This is a genomic window from Salinicola aestuarinus, from assembly GCF_003206645.1.
GTDB lineage: Bacteria > Pseudomonadota > Gammaproteobacteria > Pseudomonadales > Halomonadaceae > Salinicola > Salinicola aestuarinus.
Genome location: NZ_PZJP01000004.1, coordinates 264,198 through 287,154 on the forward strand (window position 1 = coordinate 264,198; position 22,957 = coordinate 287,154).

Sequence of the window (22,957 nt, forward strand, 5' to 3'; positions counted from 1 at the left end):
CTGTCGTGGTTGGCGAAAGACGTCGCGGTATCGCGGGTGCCGTCGGGAAAGGTCAAAGGGCCCGCAATGCGGTGATTCGAGTGTACCAGAGTCGCCGCCAGCGTAGCCTCAGCGGGTCAGCGTAGCCTCAGCGGGTCAGCGCCGCCTCACGGGTTAGCCACTGCCGGTTGCCGGGCGGGCAGGGGCGTGGTGTCCGGGGCCCGTTTCTCCTGGCTCGGCGACTGCTTTATCATGCGGATGAGGCCCCACGGGTGTCGAATGCTCGACCGAGGGCGCCTGCGATGGTGCTTCATTCTTCCAGAGGCTCTGGTGTCGACGGCGACACGCAGGGTAAATCCCCCGACTCGGAGAGACGCGTGCTCGACGCTAACAGATTGAGAATCGCAACCCGCAAGAGCGCGCTGGCGCTATGGCAGGCAGAGCACGTCAAGGCGCTGCTCGAGCACCACCATCCGGGGCTCGAGGTCGAACTGGTACCGATGTCGACGCGTGGCGACAAGATTCTCGATACGCCGTTGGCCAAGATCGGCGGCAAGGCGCTCTTCGTCAAAGAGCTGGAGGAGGCGATGCTGGACGGTCGCGCCGATCTGGCCGTGCACTCGATGAAGGACGTGCCGATGCACTTCCCCGAGGGACTCGGCCTCTCGGTCATTCTCGCCAGCGGTGCGACCACCGATGCGTTCGTCTCCAACCGCTACGCCAACCTCGCGGCGCTGCCTGAAGGCGTGCGTGTCGGCACCTCCAGCCTGCGTCGCGGGTTGCAGGTCAGCGCGCAGCGCCCCGACCTGGAAGTGCTGCCGCTGCGAGGCAACGTTCAGACCCGGCTGGGGAAACTCGACGCCGGCGATTTCGAAGCGATCATTCTTGCTACCGCCGGTCTGCAACGTCTGGGACTCGGCGAGCGTATCACCGCCGAGCTCTCCGCCGAGGAGAGCCTGCCCGCCTGTGGTCAGGGCGCGCTGGGGATCGAGTGCCGTCACGACGACGCCGAGCTGGTGTCGCTGCTGGCGCCGCTGGATCACGCGCCCACCGCGACGCGAGTGCGCGCGGAGCGGGCCATGAACACACGCCTCGACGGCGGCTGCCAGGTGCCCATCGGTGGCTACGCCCTGCTCGAGGAGAGCGGCGATACGCTCTGGCTGCGCGGGCTGGTAGGCAGCCCCGACGGCACCCGGGTGCTTCGTGCCGAAGGGCGGGGGTCAGCCATGGAACCGGAAGCCCTCGGTATCCGAATTGCCGAGGAGCTGCTCGATCAGGGCGCCGGAGAGATTCTGGCCGAGGTCTACGGTAGCGCCTGATGCGCCAGCGCGTGCTGCTTACCCGGCCCGGCGAGCGCGGTGAGGTGCTGGCAACGGCCCTCGCCGAGGCGGGGTATGACCCTGTCCCACTCTCGGTGCTGCGTCTGGAAACGCTGGCGCTCGATGCCGAAACGCGCGGGCGCATTCTCGAGCTCGACGGCTACGATGGCGTCATCGTCGTCAGCCCGCAGGCGGCGGTGTGTCTTGCCGAAGCGATTGATTCATACTGGCCGCAGCTGCCACTAGGGCTACGCTTCTATGCAGTGGGCCGCGCGACGGCGGAGGCACTGCATGCCGCGCTCGGCGTTCCTGCGGTAATGCCCCCGGCGGGTACCGGCGAGGATAGCGAAGCGCTGCTCGAGGCGCCCTCGCTGAAAGGGGGGTCCGGCAAGCGTCTGTTGCTGGCGCGGGGGGAAGGCGGGCGAGAACGGCTCGTCGAGGTACTGGGTGAGCGCGGTGCCCAAGTCGATCCCCTCGCGCTCTACCGCCGCTGCCATGAGCCGCCGCAGCCGCCGGGCAGTACCTGGCTCGAGCACGGTGACTACCGCGCTCTGGTGGTGACCAGTGCGGAAATCCTGCACCATCTCGTCAAATGGTGTGGAACGGCGGCGTTGAACCAACCGCTAATCGTTTCGAGTTGCCGCTTGGCTACACTGGCGACGACACTGGGGTTCGGCTCGCTTCACGTCGCGTCCGGCGCATCGCCCTCGGCACTGGCCGAGGCGCTCGACGCTCTACCGGCGCCGCGATGTGCGACTTTCGATCAGGGTGACCAGGAAAAGGCATAGCGTAGATGAGCAAGCAACGAAAAGAACCGACATCGCAGTCGACGTCAGGGGGCGGCACCGCCGGTCACAACACCGGCAGCGACGCCGTCGACCCGACAACCGACGCTGCGTCTTCCACGCCTACCGCTGCCGCAAGCGACAAGGCGGCATCCTCGACCGCCAGTCACGCCGGTGCTTCTCAGCCCATCAAGCCGGATGTCACCCAGTCCGATAGCCAGGGCGAGCCGAGCACCACCCCATCGCCTGAAAACGGCAGTGGCAACGCCTCGAGCAGCGCCGCATCGTCGGCTCCGTCATCTGGCGCCTCGGCAACGCCCAACGCCTCGACCGACAGCACCTCCAGCGCCGACCCCACCCCTGAGGCAGCGACAGCCGACAAACCGACAGCGGGCACGGCCGCCTCCGGGGCCGCCACGAGCAGTGCGTCGGGCAAGACCAACACCGGCAAGGGGGCGAAGGAGACCGCCGGTCGTCCCTCCGGCCCCTACGCTCGCGGCGGCAGCGGCGGCAGCGGCGGCAGTGGCGGCAGTGGCGGCAGTGGTAGCGGCGGCAGCAAGCCCCCGAACGAGACGGGCCCGCGCGGCGGTGGCCGCGGGGGCAAGTTGGGTTTGGTGGCGCTGGTACTGCTGGTGGTGTTGGCGCTCGTGGTCGCCTTTCTCGGCTATCGTGGCTGGCAGACACTGCAGCAGCAGCAGGGCCGTCTCGATCAGATGGGGTCCAATCGCGATGCCATCGGCCAGCTCGAGTCGCGGCTGGATGAGGTCGATCAGAACCGTCAGCAGACGCTCAACATGATGCGCGGCGAATTCGATCAGTACCGCCAGAACGTCGATCAGACGCTGGACGACGTGCTCGACGATCTCGCCCAGCAGCAGCAGGCCGACCCGCGGGAGTGGCTCCACGCCGAAGCCGAGTACCTGCTGCGTCTGGCCAACCAGCGGCTGCAGCTGGAGCGCGACGTCAATGGCGCCAAGGCACTGCTCAATACGGCCGATGATCGCCTGCGCGAAGCCGACAACCCGGCGCTGGTACCGATCCGTCGCGCGATTCAATCGGAGCTGGCCGCCCTCGACTCGGTCCCCGCGGTCGATCGCACCGGTCTCTATCTGGCGCTGATGGCGCAGCAGGAGCAGCTGGCACGGCTACCGTTGAAGCAGGACATCGAAGAGGTGGCGGCGGCGAGCGCCGAGACCGAGCCTACGGGCGGCTGGCGCGAGCAGCTCGGCACGCTGGGTAGCGAGCTCAAGGATCTGGTCACGGTGCGGCGCCACGATCAGCCGCTCGAGGCGCTGATCACCCCGCAGCAGGAGTCCTATCTGCGCCAGAACGTCCGTCTGCTGCTGGAGCAGGCGCAGCTTGCCCTGCTTAAGGCAGAGCCGGCGCTCTATCAGGCCAGCCTCGACAAGGCGGTCGAGCTGATCAACGGCTACTACGCCACCGATCGCGACGGGGTCGAGAATGCCCTCGACAAGCTCGAGTCGCTGCGGGATACCAACGTACGCCCCGACCTGCCCGACATCAGCGAATCCTCGCAGCTGCTCAAGCGCTTCATCGAACAGCGGTTCGGTAACGGCAGCGATGGTGGCAGCGCCAGCGGCAACAACAGCAACGGCGGCTCGCCGCGCGATTCGGACCAGGGAGACGACGCATGAGAAAGCTGATCCTGCTGATCGTCATCGGTCTGGCGGTCGGCGCGCTGTTCGGGCAGCTGATGTCGTCACTGCCGGGTTACTGGTTCATTCGCGTTGGTGACACCTCGATTCAGACCTCGTTCTGGTTCGGCTGTGTGCTGCTGCTGGTCGCCTTTGTCGTCTTCCACTTCGTGCTGCGGGCGCTGGTGCGCCTGCGCCGTCCGGTGAGCCGGCTCAAGGTCTGGAACAGCCGCACGCGTCACCGCACCGCCATGCGGCGCACGGTGAGCGGGCTGGTAGCGCTGGCGGAAGGACGCTGGAAGCGCGCCGAGAAGGCGTTGACCCAGGCCGCCGACGACTCCGGGACGCCGCTGGTCAACTACCTCTCCGCCGCTCTCGCCGCTCACTATCAGGGGCGATACGAGCAGGCGGACATTCTGCTCAACCGCGCGCATCACAGCACCGAAGGTGCCGACACCGCGGTGGGGCTGGTGCAGGCGCAATTGATGCTCGACCGCCAGCAGTTCGAGGAGGCGCTGGCGACGCTGACCCGGCTCGAGCAGCAGCTGCCCGAGCATCCTCAGGTGCTCAAGCTGCTCAAGCAGGCGTACCTCAGCGTCAACGACTGGGACGGTCTGCGACGCCTGCTGCCGCGCCTGGACAAGCATCGTCTGATTACCGAGGACGAGCGGCGCGAACTCGAGCAGCGGGCCTACCGCGCCATGCTCATCCAGGCCGCGCAGCAGGAGGGCAATCTCGAGCGGGTGCGGGCGCTGTGGGCGGACATGCCGGACAGCCTGCGCAGTGATATCGAACTGGTGCTGCTCTACAGCGAAGCGCTGATCAAGGGCGGTGAATCGGGAGACGCCGAGCGGCTGCTCCGCAATGCGCTAAAGGAGCACTGGGACACGCGTCTGGTGCTGCGCTACGGCCTGCTCGACGTCGATGCCGCGCGCCAGCTCGCCTATGCCGAAAAGTGGTTGCAGGAGCGGCCCAACGACCCCGATCTGCTGCTGACGCTGGGCCGCCTGTCACTGCGCAACGCCTACTGGGGCAAGGCGCAGGAGTATTTCGAGGCGAGTCAGCGCCAGCGATCGAGCGGCGTCGTCTGTGCCGAACTCGCGAGGCTGTACGCCAACCTCGGCGACCACAGCAAGAGCCAGCTCTATTATCGCCAGAGCGTCACGCTGCTCGACAAGTCGCTACCGGCACTGCCGCAGCCGAGCGATATGACCCGCTGACGCCCGACTCACCCAGCGCACCAGGGCGCCCCTCGAGGGCGCCTTTTTTGTGTATGCCGCCGGCGGCGACACTCTCCTGCGGATATTGATCGAGACGTCGTGCGTGACGCACGACGCAGTGAGGAGCAACGAGCATGCACTACGGGATCGACATCGGCGGCACCAAGATCGAGATAGCGCGCTTTGATGCCGACTGGGAACGGCTCGATCACTGGCGCCAGCCGACACCGGCCGCCGACGGCGAAGCGCTCTTGGACACGCTCAGCGCGATGGTGGCAGAGGCTGACCGGCGCACGGGCGACGCCGGCACCCTGGGGATCGGCGTGCCCGGGGTGATCGACCCCCAGGGACGGCTGATCGCCGCCAACCTGCCCGGACTGCGCCACCTGTCGATCGTCACAGCGCTGGCGTCGCGGTTCGCGCGTCCGATCGCGCTCGAGAACGACAGTCGCTGCTTTATCGTCTCCGAGATCGGGCCGGGCGGCAGCGCCGAAGGCGCCCAGCACGCTTTCGGCGCCATTCTCGGGACCGGGGCCGGTGGCGGGGCCGTCGTCGACGGCCGCCTGCTACGCGGCAGTGGCGGCTTTGCCGGCGAGTGGGGGCATCTGCCGCTGTCGGCCAGCGCGCGTGATCGCTACTCCCTGCCGGCACTCGCCTGCGGCTGCGGCCTCGAGGGGTGTCTTGAGCGCTACGTCTCGGGCCCGGGGCTGGTTCGCCTGCACCGACATTTCGGTGGGGACGCCGCCACGGCGGAAGAGTGGCATCGCGACTGGCTGGCGGGGGCGTCGGCAGCGGTGTTGGCGCACGAATGCCATCTCGATCTGCTGGGCGAGGCGCTGGCTAACGTCGTCAAGCTGCTGGCGCCGCAGATTATCGTACTCGGGGGTGGCCTATCCGCGCTGGAGTGTCTCCTCGACGGCCTGCCGGGCGCGCTGTCGCGACATCTGTTTCCCGGTATCGCGACCCCGCGCATCGTGCGCTCGCGGTTCGGCGACGCCAGCGGCGTGCGCGGTGCGGCCATGCAGGGCGCCGCGCTGGCACAGCGCCCTGCCAATGACCGGACAGCGCCCAGCGAATGACCGGACAGCGCCCAGCGTAGGATCGATCGCTGCCTTGCGGGGCCTTCTGGGGCACGGAGGCGGGAATGGCAGACAAAAAAAGGCCGCCCGAGGGCGGCCTTCGTCGTTGACGATCGCGGGTCGATAGCGACGATCAGCGAGGGTCGTCAGGCCCGTCTTCATCGACGTCGTCATGCGTGGGTTTGCGGTGCGTGGCGTCCTGCGGCTGCTGGCTGGTGGGCAGGCTTCGCTGATCGCCGGCCGCGCTGTCGTGGCGCGGCTGGCCGGCGGGATTGCCGTCGATGCTGAAGTCCTGCTGCATGACCCGCAGATTCGCGGGCGGGGCGCCGCCTTCACGATCCTGACCGAAGAAGAGCGTGGTGTGCGGGAACGGAATCTCGATCCCGGCCCGGTCGAAGTGGTATTTGACCAACCGGTTGTAGGCGCGACCGACACCCCACTGCTCGCCCGGTTTGGTCTTGATCACCACACGGATGTTCACCGAGCTGTCGGCCAGCGCGATGACACCGGCCACGGTCATCGGCGCGAGCAGTTTGTGCCCGTGCTCTTCGTCCGCCTGAAGATCGTCGTAGGCGGCGTTGAGCTGCTCGATGGCGTAGTCGATGTCCTCGCGGTAGGCGATACCGTACTCACCGACGTGGTTGCCGAACTCGCGCATGAAGTTGGAGACCGTATCGACCGAGGAGAACGGCACGATGTGGTAGGTCCCGGCGAGATCGCGAATCGCCACCGAGCGAATGCTGACCCGCTCTGCGGTGCCGGTGATGCCGCCAGCGGTAACGACGTCGCCGGTGTTCATGGCATTCTCGAGCTGGATGAACACCCCGGTGATGACATCCTGAACCAGCTTCTGGGCGCCGAAACCGATCGCCAGACCCAGAACGCCGGCACCGGCGATCAGCGGGCCGATATTGATGCCGATCTGCGAGAGCACGATCATCACGGTCATGATGATCAGCGTGATCGCCAGCGCATTGCGGAACAGACTCATCAGCGTCTTGGCCCTGGCGGTGGGCTCGCCGTCGCCGGTTTCCGGGCTGAGATAGTTCTCGATCAGGCTGGAGAGGCCAATCCAGACGGCGGCGGCAACCACCAGGATCAATAGCACCTGAATGACCGTCGCGACGGTGCGGCTGCCGGCGTCAGTGGCATACCAGGCGGCCAGATCGAAGAACTGCCAGGCGTCGAGCACGTACATCACCACGCCGACGAGGATGATCGCGCGGATGACTTTCAGCAGCGTGGGAATGTAGGCGTTCAGGCGTACCTCGAGCAGCGGTAGCCGCTCGCGAAGGCCCTCGGAGAGCTCGATGCGATGGCCGATCAGCTGGGTGAGGATGCCGGAGATCAGCATGCCGATGCCGATGTAGACCAGTGTCTGCAGCGTCGCGACCAGCACGAAGGGCAGCGCGGTTTCCGGATGCAGCAGCGTGACGGCGAACACCACGACCGCATAGGCGAGTGCGAGAATGTGCCAGCACCGCGCGAACAGGCGCAGGGCGAGGCCTGCCGCGCTCATCGTCGCTTGCTCGGACTTGGCGATGAAGAAGTCGCGAACCGGCACGCGCTTGCGCAGAATGACGGTCACCGCCCAAATGAGCGCGATCAGCATCACCATCACACCCACGGCCTTGCCGAAGACTGGCGAGAGGCTGGCGCTGACGATCGGTACCGCGACGAGCATGGCGTAGCCGACGAAACCGGCGAGCGTCGCCAGGAAACGATTGCAGTAGCGGGCCTGATCGGAGGCGATGGGGACCAGCCGCAGGCCTTCATGGCTCGACGAGAGCAGTACGCGTAGCGCGCACTTGAACAGTTCGATCATCAGGAAGGCGTTAAGGAATAGCGAGAAGCGCGTGCTCATGCTGCCGGCTTCGCCGACCAGGAAAGTGGCAACGAGATTGCCCGCGATGTAGGCGAGCACGATGACCACGACATCCACGATAGCCGCGAGCACGACGGCCGCGATGACGCGCAACAGTCCGCTGCGACCGCCGCCCCTGACCGACCATTGACTGAACTTGCTGAACAACGGGCGCGCGAGCAGACGCAGCACGAAGAAGGCCACGACCGTGGCCGCGATCACCATGGCCAGTTCCAGCGTCACGCTGAGGAAGCCGCCGAGGTCGAAGCTCGGTCCGCTGCTCGCCGCGGCGTCACCGCTGGTGAAGAAGCCACCGATGGTGGTGGCAATCAGTGTCAGCTGTGCGCCGATATCGCCGGCGAAGTCGCTGGTGATCTCCGCCATCCGGCGCGGGAAGGACTGGGTCGGCGTTGCGCGCTCATCCTGACTGGTGGCGCCTTCGTCGCTGGCCGCCCCTTGCGAGGCATCCTCGGTCGTCGTGTCGGCAGGGGGGGTGTCGCTGTCGGCCTCGGAGGCCTGCTCACCTTGATTCTGGGCAAGCTGGCGAAGTTGGTCGATCAGCGTCTGGCGGGACTGCTCGTTTTCCAGCAGATCGGCCATGGTCGAGTAGGCCGGCGCTTCCTGAGCGGTCGCGTCACTTGAACTCTCCTGAGCCAGTGCCGGCGGGACGAAAACTATCAGTATCAGCAGTAGCCAGTGGCCTAGCCAGCGATCGGGGCGAAGGGCTGTCAAGCGCTAACCTCCTTGTCGTGTGGGCGGAGTCATGCGGAGAGTCGGTAGTGCGCGACCGTCCAAAACATCCTTAGGGTATCATCTTCATGCTGCGGGCCAATTTCGCAATTTGGGTAGCATGGCAGCGTCTTGAAAAGGCTAGCCGATGCCGCCGACTTTGGCATGTCCGATCGGCAGGGAGGCGCTGACGCGCCCGGGGCGTCGGGAACCCATTACAAGTCATGAATAAATTCAGCCCCGGCGGTTGATGCCCGGTGGGGAGCCGTCTCGCTATAGTCAAAGGCTCGTCGAGCCAGTGAGCGTTGTGGCGTGGCCTGGCAGAGCCCACCCAATTGCAAGTGAGATCGCCATGCAAACCCTTCCCCTGATCGAGCGCGGCATGGCACCCGCCGAGCCCGTCGACGCCGCCACCGCGGCGCTGGCAAGCGGTGAATTTGCGGCCGTCATCGACCAGTTGGAGCCCTCCTTTCGTGCCGGCGACGACAGCGCCGAGATCATGCTGATGCTGATTCGAGCCCACGCGGGACTGGGGCGGGTGGATGAGCGTCAAAGCCTGCTTGCCCTGGCGCTGGAGAGACACCCCGACAATCTGCAGATCCGCATTGCGGATGCCGAATTCGCCATGGCGCGCCAGGACTGGAAGGCGGCGAGCGAGCGCTGGCAGCGAATCCAGACCCAGTTCGCGAGATTTCCATCGGCGGTGTACCTGCGCCATGCGCGTGCCTGCCTGGCGGCTCAGGATCTCGATGCGGCTCTGCGCATCGTGGACACGGCACTCGAGCGTGAGCCCGACAACGCTGCCGCTCGTGATCTCCGCGATGTCATCGCGAGTCGCAGGGCACGAAAGTATCGTATTGCCGGTCAGTCGCTGGCGGCACCCTCCATGGTGAGCTGGGCACCGGCGGACGGGCAGAGTCGGATAGGATCGCTGCAGAATTTTCGCCAGTGCCAAATCACGCTGACACTCGACCTGACCCAGCCGACAACGCTCGACGTCTCGGTCGGAGGCGAGGCGCAGGGCTCTGTGAAGCTGAGCCTGGAACCGGTCACCGAGGTGATCCATGGCGAAGAGGGCTGGCTGTTTCTGGCCAACGATGCCAACGCCAGTGCCGAGCAGTTCACCGGGAAGCGGCCGCTGGACGAGGCGCAACGCCGTCGCTGGTACGAATTCGCCTCATCGCTCGCGGTGCTCCAGCAACAGCGGTCGGTCCTCTTTCTGATCGCCAACTCCAAAGAGAAGGTGTCTCCCGAGCGCTATCCCCACCGACGCGCTGCCGTGACACCAACCGAAGAGGTGGAAGCGATTCTCCAGCAGGCGGGCGCCGACTACCTCAACCCGATCGAAGCGATGCAGGCGGCGCCGGCGAGTTACTACGCAACCGATACGCACTGGAGCGGTCTCGGCGCTTTCATCGCCTTCCAATCCTGTCTACGACGCCTCGGCTACGTCGAGAACGTCGAGCACCTTTTTAGCTTCAGCGAGCGGGAAGTCGTCGGAGATCTCGGCTCCAAGCTGGATCCGCCGGCACGGTCGCTGACGACGGTCGTGGAACCGCAGGGCGAGACGCGAGCGCGCTGTCGCTTCACCAATGGTGTCCCAGGCACCGGCAACATCAGCATCTTCGAAAACGAGCAGCCCCTCCATGCGCGCACGTTGATCATCTTTGGCGGCTCCTCGGCGGGAGCGGGCGGCTTCGCCAGACTGTTCGCGGCGGTTTTCCGGCGCGTCGTCGTGTTCAACCTGCCGGGGAGCTACATTCACGAGGTGGTGGAACACGAGCAGGCGGATCACGTCATCATTCAGACCAACGAGCGCTACCTGCCAACCCCGGGCAGCGTGCGCCAGCAGCTGTCGGAGATGGCACCGGAAATCCGGCGCCACCGGCTGCCTGAGGCCCAGCGAAACAAGCTATGGGAGCAGATCCGGCATCAGCGACGTTACGCCTTCTACCGAACGTTCATGCAGGAGGTCCTGCGCTGATCGGCGCTGCTCGACTCTCCAGTCACCCGGCGCGTCACTAACGAAAAGCCCCCCGATGAGCGAATCATCGGGGGGCTTTTTGCGATTTGGTGGAGGTGGGGGGAATTGAACCCGCGCTGCATCTATACAAAACAAAGGCTTAGACCAATTGCTGACCAAACCATCACCACTAAGGTCTTTCCCTTAGAATCTGTGTAAACGTTTCCTTCAGGTCCATCCATTCCGCGGTGGTCTGGCATCGCCATCCGACAACTCTTTGAAGCCTAACGTAATCCTGGGCGTGATTTCGGCTCAGGATTGATTCATGGTGGGCGACTCGATTTCGCACCTTTTTTATTTGGTCTAGGTCGGAGGACAGCTGGCTACGGATCTCGGATTGGCTCAGATGAGCAGGAGCCAGAGGGAACGTGCCTTTGATGTGGGGTATCCAGATCCGCCCATCGTGTCTACTAGTCAGCATCTGAAGCCAAAACATGAATTTCAGTTCAGGGATCACTTTTCCTGTATTTCCTTGCTGTATCCCTTGCCGTGCGAGTTCCAGGTCTTGGCGCATCCTGTAGCGGCCGACCTTGACCGGTAGGCTCAGCAGGAAGTTAGTTTGCCATGGCCAGTCGGGCCCGTAGGTTAGGGTAATGGCTTCAGAAATTGCATTACGCACTGTAACCTCGCAGAAGTGCAACGGGAGCATCAGAGCCGCTGACAGGCTAGCGTTCCATCCATAGAGATGCATGCCATGCAGCCTGTTGCCTGTGATGCTAGGGTGGGCACCATAGGTGGAGAGTCGGCTGGCCGAGAACGTTCGCGTTAACGCATCAAGCTGATCATCAGTCATCACGTAGCCCCATGCGATACGTATTTGTATTTTCGTGGGGCGCGCTATAGACTACACGAGAATCGCCTTGGGATTCGCGGGCTTCTTGCCTCCACCCGAGGACATGAGATGAAAGGGCGGGTTGCCATTGGTAACCCGCCTTTTTTGTTTTTTGGTTTCGCATTTTTCTAGCCCCTGTATCTAATGTCCTCATGATGGCTCTCCAAAAGCTTGAAAGGAAGACATGCGAGGTAATGCTAGGGCCCCATTTTTGCACCCCACTGGGCTTCTTTTATGCATCCCAGTGGGGTGTGGCTCTGACCTACAAATAATACTCACTCAGCAATACGTATAAGGCGAGACAAGGACATATACTGTATAAAGTGGGCTTCGCACGTGCACCCCTCCCCCCTTGTCTACCCCCTTCCTGTTTTCGCTCCTAGCTGTTTCACTGCGTTTGAGATCAGATATCGGAACCAAAGTTATGAGCAAGGGCAGCCCCGCCACAGCGTCAAAAGAGGTTAGTGCGGCTGACGAGGTCGCAGTCCCTCGACGCAGGGAAAGTAAACACGAAGATAAGTGGGGGAAGCCAATCGTAGCTCTCGGGTGGACCGCCATACCAAACATTTTAATCCAGCGTCAGCAGACGTTGGGGTTGACGCCTACACACCTGAATATACTTGTGCAATTACTAATGTATTGGTGGGACGATTCCAATCCTCCCCATCCAACCAAGCGGCGTTTAGCGGAGTCGATGGGGGTTAGTGAGTCGACAGTGCAAAGGGGGCTCCGAGAAATGGAGCGAGCCGGCTTTTTGAGAAGGATCATCCGCAAGCAAGAAAAGGACCGTAATCTATCTAATCAATATGATTTATCCCCCCTGCGAAGGCTACTGGAGCCACAAGCAGAAGAGGAACTTAAGGAAAACCAAAAGCATAATGATGGTAAACGAAGGCGCCAATCTACCGTTAATAAGATAAAAAAATCCGGGAAATCAAGTGACTCGGTATAGGCGATCCGCCAGCATCCCCGCTTGGCTGTTGGTGGCCGGTATCCACCGTGCGTAGATCCTCGTGCTGGTGATGACGCTGGTATGGCCCATCTGGCGCGATACCCAGGCGAGCGGTTCGCCGGCGGAGACCATCATCGATCCGAAGGTGTGGCGTGTCTGGTAGGGCCGGCGGTACCTGACGCCAGCGCGCTTGAGTGCGTGGGTCCACACCGTTTCCCTGATCGCCTGATCGCCGGTCCAGGGATCACCGGTAAGGGGATTGAGGGACACATGGCCGCTGGAATGTAGCGCGCTGGGCGGCTTCTGCTTTTTGAGGGCGTTGTGGGTGATAGGTAGCAGGTCGACCGTGCGGGAGCCTGCGGTGCGGACGTAGAACTTGGCACTCGGTCGCTGGACAATATGCGCGATCAGGTCGAGCTAAGCTTCGATGTAGTCTTCGGTCGGGGAGGGGAGCCTGTGCGGGCCTCGCCGGTCGCGAGCGGGATCATGACCGGCAGTGTGCCGGTATCGTAGTTGCCTAGATACTGAACGGGGATTGTCATGTCATCGTCTCCGCCTCGGAGCGATTCCGCGAGACCATAGCCTCGGCATCGCCTACGCGAGTCACATCGACATAATCGACCTCGTTGAACTCCTTGAGCATCTGGTGCCAATATTCGATTGATTCCGTGTCGAATCGAAAATAGTGACGTAATTCGCCTTGCGCGTGTTCGCTTCGACGAGCTGGTGCCGGATGCGGTCGCAAAGCAGTTCGTAGCTAAACGGTTTCTGCTGTTTGGTGGCCATGATATGTGCTCCCGTGGATACTGTAATTGTATGCAGCATTTACGGCACGAGGGCGGGCAAGCAACCGCTAGATTTTACGCTTGACTGCCCGCTCGTAGTGTTCGTCAGGTACACGGCTAGTCCAGTGGCACGTCGCGAGGCCGGAAGCGGCATCGACGAGATGTTGAATCCGGCGGTGATCAGCAGCAGAAAGAAGGCCTGATCGAACATCAGGTATTCAAAGCGGGAATGCTGAACATAAAGCTGGCCACGCCATGCCCAGTGAAGGCCGTTTCAGGCCTTAAAAACAAAAACAGCCACTCGTAAGTGGCTGTTTCTGCTCTAAATATGGTGGAGGCGGGGGGAATTGAACCCCCGTCCGCCGGCACTCGCCCATCAGCTCTACATGCTTAGTTCCGTCATTTGATTTAACTCAGTGCACTCCGACGGGCAGGATTGCACCTTGCGATCTCTCTAAGGTTTGACGAATGTCAGGAGAGCGCTGACATCCGCGGTCCCATCAGCTTTAGCTCATATCCCCTCAGCGATGAATGGGCACATCGCCTTGGGGCCAGACAACAGCTAGCAGTTGTTACGCTGCCAGTGCGCCTTGAGCGTAGTTTTCGTCGTTTGCGACTATTGAATCGTAACGTTGGATTTACGAGATACGTTACGCTCTCGGCATGCACCTCAGGGATTGCCACCGGCGTCGAAGCCATGTCGCCCCCGTAGAACCTGCCTAGTTTAGCAGTCAGTCTTACTACTACGCCACAGTCGTCTACCGATCAGGCGTGATCCCGCATGACCCGTGCCTTCTCGCGATTCCAGTCACGCTCTTTCTGCGTGGCGCGCTTGTCGTGCAGCTGCTTGCCGCGCACCAGTGCCAGCTCGCATTTGACCAGATTCTTCTTCCAGTAGATGCGAAGCGGTACACAGGTATGCCCTTTCTCCTGCGTGCGCGAGAAGATCTTGGCGATCTCCTTACGATGCAGCAGTAGCTTGCGCGTGCGCGTCGGATCGGCCAATACATGCGTGCTGGCGGTATTGAGCGGCATGATATGGCTGCCCAGTAGCCAGGCCTCGCTGTTCTTGACCAGGATGTACGTGTCGGTCAACTGTGCCTTCCCGGCGCGCAGACTCTTCACCTCCCAACCGGCCAGCGACAGTCCGGCCTCGAAGACCTCGTCGATGTGATATTCGAAACGAGCCTTCTTGTTCTGGGCGATGGTGCTGTTGCCCGGCGCGTTATCCTTTTTTTTAACCATGACACCTCTTCACGGCGATATCCGGCGATCCCTCAGATATCGGGGCGGACATGCTACCATTCAAGCATTTGATAAACGGTCGCTCATGATACGCGCATCAGAGCGATAACGCAGTGGAGATGCCCATGCCAAGCGTCAACCGATCCGCGTTCGTGCGACATACGCCGGAGGCGATGTTCGAACTGGTCAACGACTTCGAACGTTACCCCGAATTTCTGCCGGGATGTCGCAGTGCTGGCGTGATCGAGCGAGGTGATGACTACCTCATTGGGCGCATGACGCTGGCAAAAGGAGGCGTCGAACAGAGCATCGTCACGCGCAACGATCTCCATCATCCCTCGCGGATCGACTTGTCGCTGGTGGATGGGCCGTTCAAGCGTCTTACCGGTCAGTGGCACTTTCGCAAGATGGGCGAGCAGGCGTGCAAGATCGAGCTCGAAATGGAGTTCGAATTCAGCAACCGGCTGCTCGGCGTGGCGTTTGGCAAGCTTTTCCAGCAGGTGGCGGGTCAGCTGGTGGATGCGTTCACTCGCCGGGCCGATCAACTCTATGGATGAGTCAGTCACCCCTGAGCCTCCGGCGCGTGGGGATCGAGGCGCGACGTTCGAGGTGGTCTTCGCCACGCCTGTGCAGCAGGAGATCGTGACGCTGCCGACGTCTCTGGGGCTGAACGCCCGCGAGGCGGTCATTCGCGCCGGTTTCGAGGCACGTTTCGAGGGCTATTCGAGCGACTTCTTCACGCGGGCGCCGCTGGGTTGCTTCGGCGTGGTTCTGCGTGAGCCCGACCGCTATCTACCCCAGGCGGAGGATCGCATCGAAGTGTATCGCCCCCTCGAGATCGACCCCAAACAGGCACGACGGGAGCGGGCCGCCAAAGGCGTCTAGCGTCTATTGACCGACGGTATCGGCTTCAGGAGACGCTCATCGCGGCATGGGCGGCTTGCCACGGCCGGGATTCACGCGTCGAGCGCTGGGGGGAATCCGTCGCCGAGTGATAGGGGGTAATAAATAGTAGCGACTGCATTGTGAAGTCATTGATCGTGTGGCGACCCAACGACAGCGCGGCTCCCGAGGGAGCCGCGCCGGTGCAGAGTGAAATGGCGATGCGCTGATCAGATGGCGCTGGGGCCGATGCGCGGCGTCGCCATTCCCTCTCCCGCGCCTTCGACGGCGGGGCCGGGGCCCTGATCCTGGTCGAGCTCGATGTCGGAATCCATGTCGCCGGATTTTGCGATATCGACCAGCCGGTCATTGTCGAACGTCAGCGTGAGACGCTTTTCGACAGTATCGCCGTAGGCTTGGTCCAGATAGAAGACGTAATCCCACTGATCCGAGGAGAAGGGCGCCTCCAGCAGCGGGGTGCCCATGACGTAGGCAACCTGCTCGCGGCTCATGCCGAGCTCCAGCTCAGAGACCATCTCCTGAGTGATGAGATTGCCCTGTGGAATGTCTCTTTTATAGACGCCAAAGTAGCTGCAGCCCGCGATAAGAGAGGCGGCGAGCAGGAGTACGACCGTTCTGATCAGATTTTGCATTTGAGTCCGTCTTTCACTATCGTTGCGTGGATTGATCATACCCGACACGAGACGCTACTGCGAAGAGCGACCATGGCCGACGAAAACCAAGAATTGCGTAAGGCGGGACTGAAGGTCACTCTGCCACGTGTCAAAATTCTGCAGATCCTTGAAGCGACTCGGATGGAGGAAGAGCTCCACATGAGTGCCGAGGACGTCTACAAGGCGCTGCTGGAGTCGGGTGAAGACGTTGGACTGGCAACCGTCTATAGAGTTCTGACTCAGTTCGAAGCCGCCGGTTTAGTCGTCCGACACAACTTCGACGGCGGACACGCGGTGTTCGAGATGTCTCAGGAAGAGCATCACGATCACATGGTGGACCTGGAGTCGGGGGAGATCGTCGAATTCTTCGACGAAGCGATCGAGCGTCGTCAGCGCGAAATCGTCGAAGAGCACGGTTACGAGCTGGTCGAGCATGCCCTCGTTCTTTACGTTCGCCCTCGGGGTTCGAAGGCGACACGCCAGGATGGCGTCAAGAAGTAGGAGGTCGTCTCCTAGCGTTGCCGCCAGACGACACAGAATCTCAGCACGAAAACGCCGACCTCAATGAGGTCGGCGTTTTTTATGGGCGCTGGGTGGCCAGTGCACCGCACGACGCGGCGGCGGTGGGTCTCGAGCCGTCAGTGAGGCGCGTTCTGGCTCGCCGCCAGCATTTCGCGAGCGTGAGCCAGCGTGCGGTCCGATAGCTTCACCCCTCCCAGCATCCGCGCGATCTCGCGAACCCGGCCGGCCTCGTCGAGCTGGGCCATCTGGGTGCGGGTGTCATCGTCGCTCGACTGCTTCTCGATATGGAGGTGCTGATGCGCCTGGGCGGCGACCTGGGGCAGGTGGGTCACGGTCATGACCTGGGCGTGCTGCCCCAGCCGGCGCAGCAGCTGGCCGACGATCTCCGCTGTTCCCCCGGAGATGCCGACGTCGACTTCGTCGAACACCAGCGTTGCCAGCGGGCTGTGGCTCGCCGCCACCACCTGGATAGCCAGGCTCACGCGGGAGAGTTCACCGCCGGAGGCGACCTTGGCCAATGGCCGCGGCGGCTGGCCGGGGTTGGCGCTGATCTGCAGGCTGACGCGGTCGGTGCCGTGGGGTTGCGACGACTCCAGCGGTGTGACCTCGATGGCGAATTGGGCCTTGTTCATTCCCAGGAAGGCCAGCTGGTCCTGTACCTGCTGGGCGAACGTCGCGGCCGTGCGGTGACGCGTCTCGCTGATGCGCCTGGCGCCGTCGCGATAGGCCTGGCCGACCTCTTCCAGGCGTGCGCGAAGCGCCTCCAGATCCTCGTCGCCGCCGTCGAGTTCGTCGAGCTCCGTTTTCAGTCGCTGATGCAGTGCGACCAGATCCTCGGGCATGACGTGATGCTTGCGGGCAATGCGGTGAATCTCGCCGAGCCGCTCGTCGACCCAGGCCAGACGCTGAGGGTCGAGTTCTGTGGACTCGACGAAATGATGCAGCTCACGCGCTGCCTCCTCGAGCTGGATCTGGGCGTCGTTGAGCAAGCCGAGCGCATCCGCCAGCGGACCGCTATCACCGCCCGGTGTCTTGGAGAGGCGGCTGGTCGCCTGCTGCAGCAGCGTCATCGCACCGCTCTCTTCGTGGTCGCAGCTATCGGCGGCGAACTGCGCTTCGCGCAGCGTCTCCTCGAGGTGTGCCAGCGTCTCCTGCTCCTGCTCCAGCGACCCGAGCTCGTCGGGCTGCAAATCGAGCGTATCCAGCTCCTCGACCTGATAGCGCAGCAGCTGACGCTTGGCCTGGCGCTCCTCGTCGGTTTCGCTGCGCTCGCGGTACTGACGGCGTAGCGTATGCCATTGACGATGCAGCACGGCGAGGGCGTCGATCTCGTGACGGTGGCCGGCGGCATCGTCGAGCAGTCGCCGGTGTGTATCCTCGCTGAGCAGCGCCTGATGCGCATGCTGGCTGTGGACATCGATCAGACACTCGCCGAGCGCGCGCAGATCCGCAATGGTGCAGGGCTGGCCGTTGATCCACGCCTTGGACCGGCCGTTGGCCGTCACCACGCGACGCAGTAGGCACTCCTCGGTATCGAGTTCGCGCTCGGCGAGCCACGCCTTGGCGTCCTCGCGCTCGGCGATCTCGAAACGTGCGCTGATGTCGGCGCGCTCCGCGCCGTGCCGAACGCCGCCGGCCTCGGCGCGCTCGCCGAGGCACAGCCCCAGTGCCCCGAGCAGAATGGATTTCCCCGCGCCCGTCTCGCCGGTAATGGCGGTCATGCCGGCCTGGAAATCCAGTTCCAGCGTATCGACGATAGCGAAGTCACGAATGGCGAGTTGCGTCAGCATACTGCCTCCCGAATCGATGGCGGCCATACAGGTTCTGGTTGTTTATACAGTATGGCGGTGGGGCCTTCAACGCCCTGCCGGATTGTCGCCATGCCTCCTCGGTCGCCCTCACACCTCTCGATTCATTGCCCGGGGCGAGCCGTTATCGCTTTGATATCGACACGAAACGTCGATCACGCTTGAGATCGTCCACGACAACCCCATATAGGCAGTCACTCCGCGAATTACGCAACCGCTGTCACCACATCTGGAGGGAGTCATGGCGAAAGATCCGCAAAAGCCCGTCGACGAAGAGATCGAGCGCAGCGAACGCGACGTTGAGCCTCAGCCGGTAGAAGAGCCGCAGGAAGGCACCGTCGAAGAGTTCGCCGCGGAGATCGAGAACGACGATGTCGACGTCGTCGATGCCGACGCCAATCCCGAAGCCGAAGTGCTCGCGGCCCGCGTCGAAGAGCTCGAGCAGTCGCTCGCCGATGCCAAGGATCAGTCGGTGCGGGCCGCTGCCGAAGCCCAGAACGCGCGTCGCCGCGCGGAGCAGGATGCCGACAAGGCGAAGAAGTTTGCCCTCGAGAAGTTCGTCAAGGAGCTGCTGCCCGTGGTCGACAGCCTGGAGAAGGGGCTGGAGAGCATGCAGTCGCTCGACGAAGTGCATCGTGAAGGGGTGTCGATGACGCTGAAGATGCAACTCGACGTGCTGTCGAAATTCGGCGTCGAGCAGCTCGACCCCCACGGCGAGCCGTTCGATCCGCAGTACCACGAAGCGATGACCATGGTGCCGAACCCGGAGCTCGATCCGAACACGGTGATGGACGTGATGCAGAAAGGGTACCTGCTCAACGGTCGTCTGATTCGTCCGGCCATGGTGGTGGTGAGCAAGTCGGCCGAGTGAACGAATCCGCCGCCTCACCCCTTGAAAGGCGGTGAGCGGCCCCCACATAGCAAGCAACCGCGCAGTCGCGCAGCTGAAAAACAAACGGGAAGACGCCGACAGCGAGCTCACTGCTCGCCCCGAGACTTCCCGTTCACAGATCAACGAATTGGTTAGAGGTGAGGAACTATGGGACGCATCATTGGCATCGACTTGGGTACGACCAACTCCTGTGTCGCCGTTCTCGACGGTGACAAGACGCGTGTCATCGAAAACGCCGAAGGCGCGCGTACCACGCCCTCCATCATCGGTTATACCGATGACGGCGAGACACTGGTCGGCCAGGCGGCCAAGCGCCAGGCGGTAACCAACCCGACCAACACGCTCTACGCGATCAAGCGTCTCGTCGGTCGCAAGTTCAAGGACGATGTCGTCCAGAAAGACATCAAGATGGTGCCGTACCAGATCGTCGAAGCCGACAACGGCGACGCCTGGGTCAAGGTGGGCGACGACAAGCTCGCGCCGCCGCAGGTCAGCGCTGAAGTGCTGAAGAAGATGAAGAAGACCGCCGAAGACTACCTCGGCGAAGAAGTGACCGAAGCGGTCATCACCGTTCCGGCCTACTTCAACGACTCTCAGCGTCAGGCGACCAAGGACGCCGGCCGCATCGCGGGTCTCGAAGTCAAGCGCATCATCAACGAGCCGACGGCCGCTGCACTGGCCTATGGCATGGATCGCTCCACCGGTGATCGCACCATCGCGGTGTACGACCTGGGCGGCGGTACCTTCGACATCTCCGTGATCGAAGTCGCCGATGTCGACGGCGAGAAGCAGTTCGAAGTGCTGGCCACCAACGGTGACACCTTCCTGGGCGGCGAAGACTTCGACCTGAAACTGATCGACTACCTCGTCCAGCAGTTCAAGAGCGATTCCGGCATCGACCTCTCCGGCGACAGCCTGGCGATGCAGCGTCTGAAAGAAGCCGCCGAGAAAGCCAAGATCGAGCTCTCTTCGGCGCAGCAGACCGAAGTCAACCTGCCCTACGTGACGGCGGACCAGACCGGACCGAAGCACCTGGCGATCAAGGTCACTCGCGCCAAGCTCGAGTCGCTGGTCGAAGAGCTGGTGACACGCTCGCTCGGTCCGTGCAAGACCGCGATGGCAGACGCCGGTCTCTCCAACAGCGAGATCGACGACGTCATCCTCGTCGGCGGCCAGACCCGCATGCCGCTGGTGCAGCAGAAGGTTGCCGAGTTCTTCGGTAAGGACGCTCGCAAGGACGTCAACCCGGACGAAGCCGTTGCCATGGGCGCGGCGATCCAGGGCGGCGTACTCGGCGGCGACGTCAAGGACGTGCTGCTGCTCGACGTGACCCCGCTGACGCTGGGCATCGAGACGCTGGGTGGCGTGATGACGCCGCTGATCGAGAAGAACACCACGATCCCGACGAAGAAGACCCAGACCTTCTCGACTGCCGAAGACAACCAGACGGCCGTGACCATTCACGCGCTGCAGGGTGAGCGCAAGCAGGCAGGCCAGAACAAGTCGCTGGGTCGCTTCGACCTCGCCGACATTCCGCCGGCACCGCGTGGCGTACCGCAGATCGAAGTCGCTTTCGACCTCGACGCCAACGGCATCCTCAACATCACCGCGAAGGACAAGGCGACCGGCAAAGAACAGTCGATCGTGATCAAGTCCTCCGGCGGTCTCTCCGACGACGAGATCGACCAGATGGTTCAGGACGCCGAAGCGCACGAAGCCGAGGACAAGAAGTTCGAAGAGCTGGTGCAGCTGCGCAACCAGGCCGACGGCATGATCCACGCCTCGCGCAAGACGCTGGAAGAGTCCGGTGACAAGGTCGACGCCGACGAGAAGAGCAAGATCGAGACCGCGATCAGCGAGCTCGAGGAAGCGCTCAAGGGCGACGACAAGGACGAGATCCAGGCCAAGCTCGACGCGCTGACCGAAGCCTCCGGCAACCTCGCGCAGAAGATGTACGCCGAGCAGGGTGAAGGCGAGCAGGGCGAAGGCGAAGCCGCCGCCGGTCAGGAAAGCGCCAAGAAGGAAGACGACGTGGTCGACGCCGAGTTCGAAGAAGTCAACGACGACCAGAAAAAGCAATAACCACGACGTCTAACGCCGTGTGAACGGCAGTAGCGCGGGGGCAATGTCTCCCGCGTTGCTGTTTGCAGGGTGCTGACACGGAGGCGGACCTTTCATGTCCCAACGTGACTATTACGAAGTATTGGGCGTCGACAAGGGCGCCGATGCGAAGGAAATCAAGAAGGCCTACCGGCGGCTGGCACAGAAGTACCATCCCGACCGTAATCCGGAAGATCAGCAGGCGGCGGAGAAGTTTCGTGAGGTCTCCGACGCCTACGAAGTGCTTTCCGACGGTGAGAAGCGCGCGGCCTACGACCAGTTCGGTCACGCCGGTGTCGACGGCCAGGGCGGCGGCTTTGGTGGCGGTGGCTTCGGCGGTGGGGGTGCCGGTGGCTTCAGCGATATCTTCGGTGACGTGTTCGGGGATATCTTCGGTGGCGGCGGCGGTGGCCGGCGTAACCCGAACGCCCCGCAGCGCGGTAGCGATCTGCGCTACAACCTCGAGATCGATCTTGAAGACGCGGTCTTCGGTACCACGGTCGATATCCGTGTGCCGCGCCACATCGAGTGCGAGCACTGCGATGGCGGCGGTGCTGAGCCGGGCTCGAGCAAAGAGACCTGCCCGACCTGTCAGGGCATGGGTCAGGTGCGCATGCAGCAGGGCTTCTTTGCCGTGCAGCAGGCCTGCCCGACCTGCCACGGCAGCGGTCAGTCGATCAAGGTGCCGTGCCGCAAGTGCCACGGCGAAGGGCGCGTCCGCGAGACCCGTACCCTTTCCGTGAAGATCCCGGCAGGCGTGGATACCGGGGATCGCATTCGCCTCAACAGCGAAGGCGAGTCCGGTCTCAACGGGGGGCCCGCCGGCGATCTCTACGTCGAGGCCCAGATCAAGCCGCACCCGATCTTCGAGCGCGACGGCCGGCATCTGCACTGCGAAGTGCCGATCAACTTCGTCGATGCCGCCCTCGGTGGCGAACTCGAAGTGCCGACGCTCGAAGGGCGGGTGAAGCTCAAGATTCCGCCGGAGACCCAGACCGGTAAGCTCTTCCGTCTCAAGGGCAAGGGCGTCAAACCGGTCCGCGGTGGACCCGCCGGGGATCTGCTCTGCAAGGTCGTGATCGAGACACCGGTCAACCTCTCCGAAGAGCAGCGGGACCTGCTGCGCGCGTTCCAGGAGAGCCTGGGCAGCGCCAGCCGCCACTCGCCGAAGAAAGAGGGCTGGTTCGACGGCGTCAAACGCTTCTTCGAAGACATGAAGCCGTAGGCGCCAGACCGACCGTCAAAGAGAAGGCCCCGTCCGGGTAGTACCGGGCGGGGCCTTTTTTGTCGTCGCCAGCGAGCCGCGTCGTCAGGCTCACCCCGCGTCGGAGGTGTCCTCCCAGTTTCTGACCTCGCTCGACAGGCTCTTCAGTCGCATCACCGCCAGACGCGAGACCGGCAGCAGCTCGCCGCCGTCGGCTTCGGCGTAATCGATGATCTGGCGCTTCATGTCGCGGGCCCAGAACTTCTTGAGATGGGCGGCGATCGGCTCGGCCGCCGCCGCGTCGCTGTCATGATGGCGATGGTTGAGGCTGATTTGATTGACCATCTTGATCAGCGGGGCCAGGGAATCGTTCATGGCGATCTCGCACTCCGCGTGGGTTCGGGAGGA

At 63.1% G+C, this 22,957-nt stretch carries 19 protein-coding genes and 1 other RNA gene; 13 read left to right on the forward strand and 7 right to left on the reverse strand.

All coding sequences use genetic code 11. The annotated features are described in order from the left end of the window. Window positions 1-356: 356 nt before the first annotated feature. The 5 genes from hemC to DOM41_RS05175 all read left to right on the forward strand — a co-directional run bounded on the left by hemC (window position 357) and on the right by DOM41_RS05175 (window position 6,037). Window positions 357-1,298, forward strand: a complete 942-nt coding sequence (gene hemC, locus DOM41_RS05155; RefSeq protein ID WP_245391746.1) for a hydroxymethylbilane synthase — start codon at window positions 357-359, stop codon at window positions 1,296-1,298. Beyond that, the gene (locus tag DOM41_RS05160) at window positions 1,298-2,086 is read left to right on the forward strand and encodes a uroporphyrinogen-III synthase (RefSeq protein ID WP_110685769.1); all 789 of its coding nucleotides are present in this window, start codon (window positions 1,298-1,300) and stop codon (window positions 2,084-2,086) included. Before hemC ends, DOM41_RS05160 begins: the two co-directional genes overlap by 1 nt. A 5-nt stretch (window positions 2,087-2,091) precedes the next feature. Beyond that, the gene (locus tag DOM41_RS05165; RefSeq protein ID WP_110685770.1) at window positions 2,092-3,738 is read left to right on the forward strand and encodes a uroporphyrinogen-III C-methyltransferase; all 1,647 of its coding nucleotides are present in this window, start codon (window positions 2,092-2,094) and stop codon (window positions 3,736-3,738) included. Then, complete coding sequence (locus tag DOM41_RS05170) at window positions 3,735-4,958, forward strand: heme biosynthesis HemY N-terminal domain-containing protein (RefSeq protein ID WP_110685771.1); 1,224 nt, start codon at window positions 3,735-3,737, stop codon at window positions 4,956-4,958. Before DOM41_RS05165 ends, DOM41_RS05170 begins: the two co-directional genes overlap by 4 nt. Window positions 4,959-5,092: 134 nt before the next feature. Next, window positions 5,093-6,037 carry an ROK family protein gene (locus tag DOM41_RS05175; RefSeq protein ID WP_110685772.1) on the forward strand — a complete coding sequence of 315 codons (945 nt, stop codon included), beginning with the start codon at window positions 5,093-5,095 and terminating at the stop codon, window positions 6,035-6,037. A gap of 133 nt (window positions 6,038-6,170) precedes the next feature. Here DOM41_RS05175 and DOM41_RS05180 read toward each other — a convergent pair whose 3' ends face one another. After that, complete coding sequence (locus DOM41_RS05180) at window positions 6,171-8,633, reverse strand: mechanosensitive ion channel domain-containing protein (RefSeq protein ID WP_110685773.1); 2,463 nt, start codon at window positions 8,631-8,633, stop codon at window positions 6,171-6,173. A 349-nt stretch (window positions 8,634-8,982) separates the two neighbouring features. On the opposite strand from DOM41_RS05180, the gene DOM41_RS05185 reads away from it, so the two are divergent. After that, on the forward strand, window positions 8,983-10,614 hold the full coding sequence (locus DOM41_RS05185) for an alginate O-acetyltransferase AlgX-related protein (protein ID WP_157956841.1): 1,632 nt from the start codon (window positions 8,983-8,985) through the stop codon (window positions 10,612-10,614). Window positions 10,615-11,909: 1,295 nt separating this feature from the next. Continuing rightward, window positions 11,910-12,437, forward strand: coding sequence for a helix-turn-helix domain-containing protein (locus DOM41_RS17945; RefSeq protein WP_110685776.1), 528 nt, complete (start codon window positions 11,910-11,912; stop codon window positions 12,435-12,437). Here the strand turns inward: DOM41_RS17945 and DOM41_RS05200 are convergent. The 3 genes from DOM41_RS05200 to smpB all read right to left on the reverse strand — a co-directional run bounded on the left by DOM41_RS05200 (window position 12,420) and on the right by smpB (window position 14,467). Continuing rightward, window positions 12,420-12,707: a tyrosine-type recombinase/integrase gene (locus DOM41_RS05200; RefSeq protein ID WP_245391747.1), complete on the reverse strand. Its 288-nt coding sequence runs from the start codon at window positions 12,705-12,707 to the stop codon at window positions 12,420-12,422. The two genes, DOM41_RS17945 and DOM41_RS05200, sit on opposite strands and share 18 nt — an antisense overlap. Before the next feature lie 844 nt (window positions 12,708-13,551). Next, window positions 13,552-13,930: a transfer-messenger RNA gene (gene ssrA / locus DOM41_RS05205) on the reverse strand. Between the two features lie 57 nt (window positions 13,931-13,987). Beyond that, entirely contained in the window at window positions 13,988-14,467 is a 480-nt protein-coding gene (gene smpB / locus DOM41_RS05210) for an SsrA-binding protein SmpB (RefSeq protein WP_110669363.1), read from the reverse strand. A gap of 125 nt (window positions 14,468-14,592) precedes the next feature. Here smpB and DOM41_RS05215 point away from each other — a divergent pair, with 125 nt between their 5' ends. Together DOM41_RS05215 and DOM41_RS05220 are read left to right on the forward strand one after the other, a co-directional pair. Next, window positions 14,593-15,024 (forward strand): type II toxin-antitoxin system RatA family toxin, encoded by a 432-nt coding sequence (locus DOM41_RS05215; RefSeq protein ID WP_110685778.1) that lies wholly within the window; start codon window positions 14,593-14,595, stop codon window positions 15,022-15,024. Beyond that, window positions 15,017-15,352 (forward strand): RnfH family protein, encoded by a 336-nt coding sequence (locus DOM41_RS05220; RefSeq protein ID WP_110685779.1) that lies wholly within the window; start codon window positions 15,017-15,019, stop codon window positions 15,350-15,352. Before DOM41_RS05215 ends, DOM41_RS05220 begins: the two co-directional genes overlap by 8 nt. Before the next feature lie 227 nt (window positions 15,353-15,579). Here DOM41_RS05220 and DOM41_RS05225 read toward each other — a convergent pair whose 3' ends face one another. Continuing rightward, a complete protein-coding gene (locus DOM41_RS05225; RefSeq protein ID WP_110685780.1) occupies window positions 15,580-16,002 on the reverse strand; it encodes an outer membrane protein assembly factor BamE in 423 nt (140 codons plus the stop codon). Between the two features lie 72 nt (window positions 16,003-16,074). Between DOM41_RS05225 and fur the strand changes: the two genes are divergently transcribed. Beyond that, window positions 16,075-16,524: a ferric iron uptake transcriptional regulator gene (gene fur, locus DOM41_RS05230; RefSeq protein ID WP_110669355.1), complete on the forward strand. Its 450-nt coding sequence runs from the start codon at window positions 16,075-16,077 to the stop codon at window positions 16,522-16,524. Between the two features lie 137 nt (window positions 16,525-16,661). On the opposite strand, the gene recN is transcribed toward fur, so the two are convergent. Further along, window positions 16,662-18,335 carry a DNA repair protein RecN gene (gene recN, locus DOM41_RS05235; RefSeq protein WP_110685781.1) on the reverse strand — a complete coding sequence of 558 codons (1,674 nt, stop codon included), beginning with the start codon at window positions 18,333-18,335 and terminating at the stop codon, window positions 16,662-16,664. 259 nt (window positions 18,336-18,594) lie between these two features. Between recN and grpE the strand changes: the two genes are divergently transcribed. From grpE to dnaJ, 3 genes are all read left to right on the forward strand, one after another. Further along, window positions 18,595-19,224 (forward strand): nucleotide exchange factor GrpE, encoded by a 630-nt coding sequence (grpE, locus tag DOM41_RS05240; protein ID WP_110685782.1) that lies wholly within the window; start codon window positions 18,595-18,597, stop codon window positions 19,222-19,224. 168 nt (window positions 19,225-19,392) lie between these two features. Then, entirely contained in the window at window positions 19,393-21,327 is a 1,935-nt protein-coding gene (gene dnaK / locus DOM41_RS05245) for a molecular chaperone DnaK (protein ID WP_110685783.1), read from the forward strand. 94 nt (window positions 21,328-21,421) lie between these two features. Next, complete coding sequence (gene dnaJ, locus DOM41_RS05250) at window positions 21,422-22,570, forward strand: molecular chaperone DnaJ (protein ID WP_110685784.1); 1,149 nt, start codon at window positions 21,422-21,424, stop codon at window positions 22,568-22,570. Between the two features lie 90 nt (window positions 22,571-22,660). Here the strand turns inward: dnaJ and DOM41_RS05255 are convergent, their stop codons facing one another. Next, entirely contained in the window at window positions 22,661-22,924 is a 264-nt protein-coding gene (locus DOM41_RS05255) for a formate dehydrogenase subunit delta (protein WP_110685785.1), read from the reverse strand. Window positions 22,925-22,957: the final 33 nt, after the last annotated feature.

Coding starts and splice junctions, on each gene's coding strand:
- DOM41_RS05160 (WP_110685769.1), top strand. CDS start 1,298: ATGCGCCAGCGCGTGCTGCTTACCCGGCCCGGCGAGCGCGGTGAGGTG.
- DOM41_RS05165 (WP_110685770.1), top strand. CDS start 2,092: ATGAGCAAGCAACGAAAAGAACCGACATCGCAGTCGACGTCAGGGGGC.
- DOM41_RS05170 (WP_110685771.1), top strand. CDS start 3,735: ATGAGAAAGCTGATCCTGCTGATCGTCATCGGTCTGGCGGTCGGCGCG.
- DOM41_RS05175 (WP_110685772.1), top strand. CDS start 5,093: ATGCACTACGGGATCGACATCGGCGGCACCAAGATCGAGATAGCGCGC.
- DOM41_RS05185 (WP_157956841.1), top strand. CDS start 8,983: ATGCAAACCCTTCCCCTGATCGAGCGCGGCATGGCACCCGCCGAGCCC.
- DOM41_RS17945 (WP_110685776.1), top strand. CDS start 11,910: ATGAGCAAGGGCAGCCCCGCCACAGCGTCAAAAGAGGTTAGTGCGGCT.
- smpB (WP_110669363.1), bottom strand. CDS start 14,467: ATGGTTAAAAAAAAGGATAACGCGCCGGGCAACAGCACCATCGCCCAG.
- DOM41_RS05215 (WP_110685778.1), top strand. CDS start 14,593: ATGCCAAGCGTCAACCGATCCGCGTTCGTGCGACATACGCCGGAGGCG.
- DOM41_RS05220 (WP_110685779.1), top strand. CDS start 15,017: ATGGATGAGTCAGTCACCCCTGAGCCTCCGGCGCGTGGGGATCGAGGC.
- DOM41_RS05225 (WP_110685780.1), bottom strand. CDS start 16,002: ATGCAAAATCTGATCAGAACGGTCGTACTCCTGCTCGCCGCCTCTCTT.
- fur (WP_110669355.1), top strand. CDS start 16,075: ATGGCCGACGAAAACCAAGAATTGCGTAAGGCGGGACTGAAGGTCACT.
- recN (WP_110685781.1), bottom strand. CDS start 18,335: ATGCTGACGCAACTCGCCATTCGTGACTTCGCTATCGTCGATACGCTG.
- grpE (WP_110685782.1), top strand. CDS start 18,595: ATGGCGAAAGATCCGCAAAAGCCCGTCGACGAAGAGATCGAGCGCAGC.
- dnaK (WP_110685783.1), top strand. CDS start 19,393: ATGGGACGCATCATTGGCATCGACTTGGGTACGACCAACTCCTGTGTC.
- dnaJ (WP_110685784.1), top strand. CDS start 21,422: ATGTCCCAACGTGACTATTACGAAGTATTGGGCGTCGACAAGGGCGCC.
- DOM41_RS05255 (WP_110685785.1), bottom strand. CDS start 22,924: ATGAACGATTCCCTGGCCCCGCTGATCAAGATGGTCAATCAAATCAGC.